The sequence below is a fragment of the Streptomyces europaeiscabiei genome (assembly GCF_001550375.1).
GTDB classification, from domain to species: domain Bacteria; phylum Actinomycetota; class Actinomycetes; order Streptomycetales; family Streptomycetaceae; genus Streptomyces; species Streptomyces europaeiscabiei.
Genome location: NZ_LRTR01000375.1, coordinates 1 through 1,823, shown reverse-complemented (window position 1 = coordinate 1,823; position 1,823 = coordinate 1). Strand labels below are relative to the sequence as shown.

The following is a 1,823-nucleotide window of genomic DNA, read 5'->3' as shown; positions in this document are numbered from 1 at the left end:
CCGCCTGGCCGCGCGGTGCGGGCCTGACCACCGTCGGCCGCTGGACCCCGAACCCGGAGGTGCAGGCCCTCGCCGAGCGGCTGACCGGCGCACTCGGCTACCGGGGCGTGTTCGACCTCGACTTCCGCCGCGAGGACCGGACCGGCGCCTACCACCTGCTCGACTTCAACCCGCGCCCCGGCGCCCAGTTCCGGCTCTTCACGGACACGGCCGACATCGACGTCGTACGCGCCCTGCATCTGGACCTGACCGGCCGCCGGGTCCCGGACGGGTCGCCGGTGCCGGGCCGGACCTTCGTCGTGGAGAACTACGCGCCGCTCGCCGCGCTGCGCCCACCGCCACTCCCCTACCCGCCGTCCCGACAAGGTGCGCGCGAGCTGGCCTGGTACGCGCGGGACGACCGGGCCCCCGGCCTCGCGCTGTGGTCGCTGTGGCCGCGCCGCGCGCTCGGCCGGCTGCTGGCACCCCGCACGCCCCTTCCCGTCCAGCACGACCACGCTCCCGTCGAGAACCGCGCCAAGAACGAGAAAGCGAGCAGCTCCTGATGTACGACCTGCTGGTGGTGGGCGCCGGCCCGTACGGCCTGTCCATCGCGTCCCATGCCGCGGCCGCCGGGCTCAGCCTGCGCGTCCTCGGCCGTCCCATGGCGTCCTGGCGCGATCACATGCCGCCCGGCATGTTCCTCAAGTCCGAACCCTGGGCCTCCAACCTGTCCGACCCCGAGGGGCGTTGGCGGCTGGACGTGTACTGCGCCGAGCAGGGCTTCGAGGCCCGCCACGGCCGTCCGATCCCCGTCGGCACGTTCGCCTCCTACGGCCTCTGGTTCGCCCGGAACGCCCTCCCCTCCGTCGACGAACGGATGGTGACGCGTCTTCAACGGTGGTGCGGCGGCTTCGAGGCGGTCCTGAACGACGGCGAGGTGGTCCGCGCCCGCACGGTGGCCCTCGCCGTCGGTGTCGTCCCCTTCGTCGAAGTGCCGTCCGTGCTGCGCGGACTGCCCCCCGCCCGGGTCTCCCACAGCAGCCATCACCGCGACCTCGACCGTTTCCGGGGCGGGGACGTCACGGTGATCGGCGGCGGCCAGGCGGCCCTGGAGACGGCCGCGCTTCTGGCCGAACAGGGCACCCGCGTACGCGTACTGGCCCGTTCCGGCACCCTCCGCTGGAACGACGTCCCGCCCCCTCTGGAACGCTCCCTGTGGCAGTCGGCCCGCTCCCCGCACAGCGGTCTGGGCTGCGGCTGGCGCAACTGGTTCTACGCGGAGCGTCCGGGCTGGTACCGGCGCCTGCCGGAGGCGAGACGGGTGCGGGTCGCGGACGAGGCGCTGGGACCCGCAGGGGCCTGGTGGGTACGCGACCGTGTCGAGCCGGCCGTCGAGGTACGGCTCGGCCAGGAGGTCGCGGTGGCGTACGAGACGGGCGGCGCCGTACGCCTGGAGACGGTGGGCCGGGGCGGTGAGCTGACCTCGCTGGACACCGAACACGTCATCGCGGCCACGGGGTTCCGGCCCACCTGCGAGCGGCTGGACCTGCTGGCCGGTGACGTACGCGCGGATGTGGTGCCCCTCGCCGACGGCTCGCCCTCGGTCGGGCGGGACTTCGAGTCCTCGGTCCCTGGTCTCTTCCTCGCGGGTCTCACCACCGCCGCCGGCTTCGGCCCCGCGATGCGCTTCGTGTACGGCGCGTCGTACACGGCTCCGGCCCTCGTACGAGGGGTACGGCAGCGACTGCGCTCGGGGGTGCCCGGCGGGCGGATCCCGGTGCCGGAGGCGCGGGCCGACCTGGCTCCGACCACCGGGGCGTGACGGGCTCGGGTGCCGGGCG

1 protein-coding gene and 1 pseudogene are annotated in these 1,823 nt (G+C 74.6%); both read left to right on the top strand.

Going from position 1 to position 1,823, the window contains the following annotated elements:
• A pseudogene (locus AWZ10_RS17780) lies at positions 1-545 on the top strand (ATP-grasp domain-containing protein); the annotation flags it as partial.
• On the top strand, positions 545-1,804 hold the full coding sequence (locus AWZ10_RS17775) for an NAD(P)-binding domain-containing protein (RefSeq protein ID WP_060891552.1): 1,260 nt from the start codon (positions 545-547) through the stop codon (positions 1,802-1,804). The pseudogene AWZ10_RS17780 and the gene AWZ10_RS17775, both read left to right, overlap by 1 nt.
• Positions 1,805-1,823: the final 19 nt, after the last annotated feature.